Below are 3,376 nucleotides of genomic sequence, written 5' to 3'. Positions count from 1 at the left end.
TAATACAGTGAGTTCTTTTCTTCTTCCGTGAATTCTAGGTTAATCATGTTTTTAATGAGTGCTTTGCTTCTAATTATGACTCTTAAACTATATTATTGTCCTTGAGTAAAAAATGCAAGTTGTAGCCGTGCAAAGTATAGCGGCTCGTGATGGAATTTCGATCGATCAATTTATCTCTACTGCGATCGCTGAGAAACTTTCAGCGTTGATGACAGAAAATTACCTAATAGAAAGGGCCAAAAGGGGGAGTCGAGAAAAGTATCAGACAATCTTAACAAAAGTTCCCGATGTTGAGCCAGAAGCCTATGACCGGCTGCCGACTATCTGACATATCAATGCACCCGACTTTCTGCTAGACTTTGACAAGGCGGGTGAGTTCAACCTTTAGGCCGTCTTTTAATCTAATTAATTTGATCGTAATTTCATAATATGAGCGAAGTCTTGAATTTGACTGGATTTATAAGAGATGTAAAACATACTCTGTCTAACAGAATCTTTAGACAGAGTATGTTTGGAACAATTTGATGTTAATGAATCCAGAGCTTATGGAATTATAGAGGCACAAAATACAGAAGTCGCTTATTCCAAGTGGGTTTCCCCTAAGCGAACCAGAAGTTATCCATTTGCCAGAATTTATAACACATATAATGCGTCAAAAATATTGACAATAATACCGATTATTAAAGATGAGGGAAGAGATGGAGACTTAGATAAGCTTCAATATTCTACAGTTTCATGGATGAATTTACTCAATATATATATAGTTCTTGGATACTATGAAAATGCGGAGAAAAGTCAAAGAACGAAACAGGAAAATAAACACAAACTTACCAAACAAAAGTTTAATAATGAATTTATTAAGAATCAAATAAAAGAAATTTTAAATTACAAGCAAAGTGCTTTACATTGGAATAAAAGTTTATTAGAAGAAAAGTTTACTTCGACTTTTCAACAGGCTCTTAATTCTTATAAAAATATCTCTGACAATACTGGTGTTTTTACTCATTCTCAAGCTAGTATGGGACAATATCTAAAAGCAGTTATGCTTGATTTTGAAGAATTCAAAAATATATCTCTAAAAGGCTCTAAAATGGCAAGTGAAAGGGAATCAGTTACAGTACATAAACATGAATATTTAGTCGATGGAAGGAAAGCAAACTTCTGTATTGAAAACTATTTGGGAGGAACTTATTATCTAGCACCAGACGAAATTTTATATATAAAAGATCAATATTACATTCAGGAGTCTAAAAATTCTACAAGGAAGGGGCTGCCAGATTTAACTGATATACAAGATGGTCTTTTTAAATTAATTCTGTATTCCAATATAGACTCCATTAATTTAAACAATCAACCCATAAATTTTGTGTCAAAGTTAAAACTTACAGGTAAAGGTATTAAAGACAAAATTACTTTACCTTGTCAATTGGAAAATCTAGAAAAATTTCTTGTGTTAAACTCGGATAATCTGAAGGAGAGAGAGCAGGAAATAATTAGAAAGCTTTTAGTTGAAGTTCAAACCAATAAAAAGATCGAAATCGAGATAGGAGCTAATTAGTAAATAAAATGTCAAAAATTAAAAGTCCCTTGCGCTATCCCGGTGGTAAATCCCGGGCGATTAAGCAAATTCTGCCGCAAATTCCTGTGAATATTAGGGAATATCGAGAACCTTTTTTTGGTGGTGGTTCTGTGTTTTTTGCTGTTAAACAACTCTTTGGACAACAAATAAAAACCTATTGGATTAATGACTTAAATTATGATTTATATTGTTTCTGGCAATGCGCTCAAGAAAATATTGAGTTATTGGTAGCAAAAATAACAGAAATTAAACAGAAATATGATAGCGGACGAGAATTATTTCAAGATTTGACAAGGGAAGATTTAAAGTTAACCGACTTTGAGAAGGCGGTGCGTTTTTTTATCTTAAATCGGATTACTTTTTCGGGAACAGTGGATTCGGGGGGTTATTCTCAAGCGGCTTTTACCAGTAGATTTACTGATTCATCGATAGCCAGATTAACTCAAATTGCGCCCCTATTAGCATCGGTAAAAATTACTAACCAAGACTACGAAGAATTATTATTTGCTGAGGGAAAAGAAGTTTTTATCTTTCTCGATCCCCCCTACTATAGTGTCACAAAATCCCGTTTGTACGGCGTAAGAGGTAATTTACATACCAGCTTCGATCATCAACGTTTTGCCGATAATATGCGTCAATGTCAGGCTAAATGGTTAATTACCTACGATGATTGTCCAGAGATACGAAAACTCTTTGATTTTGCCCAGATTATCGAGTGGAATCTTCAGTATGGCATGAATAATTATAAACAAGGAGCGGCGGCATCTGGTAGGGAATTAATGATCAAAAATTATTACTGAAAGAGACGATAGAAAATATTGTCCGTTTTCCCTCAATTTTGTCCCTCAATGACTTGTGGTACTTGTTCAATTTCTAAGTCTAAAGCTTGGGCAATTTGTTCAGCACTTAATCCTAAGGCTGATAAACGGGGTATAGAGGTTAATTTAGCGGATAATTCTCCTTCCTCTAAAATATCTTGATAGATGACGGATTCTCTCAGAATGTCACTCCGAAGGATTTTTTTAATCGTCTCTCGATTGTAATTGCTCGATCGCGTCGGGGGATAAATCGGTAAATTGGGCGATTTCTGGGATAGAAAAACCAGCAGATAGCATTTTTAGGGCAATTTGTCGAGCTTTTTCGTCTTTACCCGCTTGCAATCCTTCTTGTCGTCCTTTTTGTAGTCCCTTTTCCTCTCCTTCCTCTAAAATATCTTGATAGATGACGGATTCTCTCATAATCTCACTCCGAAGAATTTTTTTAATCGTCTCTCGATTTAATACTAACCCGGCGAGAATACTGGTAGCGGCAGCGAGATTGCTTTGCACCTGTTTTTGGGAGATAGTTTCTAAAGAACGGGACACCTGACTCAACACCTGTTCAGGGTCATCAGTATTGCTGAGGACGGCAAAGGGTAATAAACCGGGATGATGGAAAAATTGTGGTGTCTTTTCTTCCCAAAGACGGATGACTTGGAAGGAATGAAAGGTTTCCCCTAGACGGAAGGTATTTTCCTGTACTAGGGGAGAGTCGCTACGTCGCAGATAAATTACCACTTGACGCATTGGTTTTTGGGGATGACGACGATAGACGCGAATGCGATAATCAAGCATTCGGAAGGGAATTTTGGAGTCGGGGTCGGTTTGAAATTCGGTATGGAGAATTAAATGCTCTGACTGCAAAAAAATCAGAGAATCGGCCCGAATGGGGTCTAATTGTAATTCCGTCGGGTCGAGGACGGTTAAGGAGAGGGGAGAACCCAATAACCAAGTGGCTAGATCATCGGAGAAGTTTTCG

The 3,376-nt window shown here is 36.6% G+C and carries 4 protein-coding genes; 3 read left to right on the top strand and 1 reads right to left on the bottom strand.

Annotated elements, in window-relative coordinates; all coding sequences use genetic code 11:
• Positions 1 to 112 precede the first annotated feature (112 nt).
• The 3 genes from O9324_RS15460 to O9324_RS15450 all read left to right on the top strand — a co-directional run bounded on the left by O9324_RS15460 (position 113) and on the right by O9324_RS15450 (position 2,379).
• Positions 113 to 328 carry a toxin-antitoxin system HicB family antitoxin gene (locus O9324_RS15460; protein ID WP_288140639.1) on the top strand — a complete coding sequence of 72 codons (216 nt, stop codon included), beginning with the start codon at positions 113 to 115 and terminating at the stop codon, positions 326 to 328.
• Between the two features lie 183 nt (positions 329 to 511).
• Positions 512 to 1,558 carry a hypothetical protein gene (locus tag O9324_RS15455; RefSeq protein WP_288140638.1) on the top strand — a complete coding sequence of 349 codons (1,047 nt, stop codon included), beginning with the start codon at positions 512 to 514 and terminating at the stop codon, positions 1,556 to 1,558.
• An 8-nt stretch (positions 1,559 to 1,566) separates the two neighbouring features.
• Positions 1,567 to 2,379, top strand: coding sequence for a DNA adenine methylase (locus tag O9324_RS15450; protein ID WP_288140637.1), 813 nt, complete (start codon positions 1,567 to 1,569; stop codon positions 2,377 to 2,379).
• 222 nt (positions 2,380 to 2,601) lie between these two features.
• On the opposite strand, the gene O9324_RS15445 is transcribed toward O9324_RS15450, so the two are convergent.
• Positions 2,602 to 3,376 (bottom strand): Rpn family recombination-promoting nuclease/putative transposase (locus tag O9324_RS15445; RefSeq protein ID WP_288140636.1); only part of this gene is annotated, 775 nt, incomplete at its 5' end.

The organism is Microcystis sp. LE19-84.1B (assembly GCF_027531875.1).
GTDB lineage: Bacteria > Cyanobacteriota > Cyanobacteriia > Cyanobacteriales > Microcystaceae > Microcystis > Microcystis panniformis.
The sequence above is the reverse complement of the archived record's forward strand: the minus strand, read 5'-3'. Positions and strand labels throughout refer to the sequence as shown.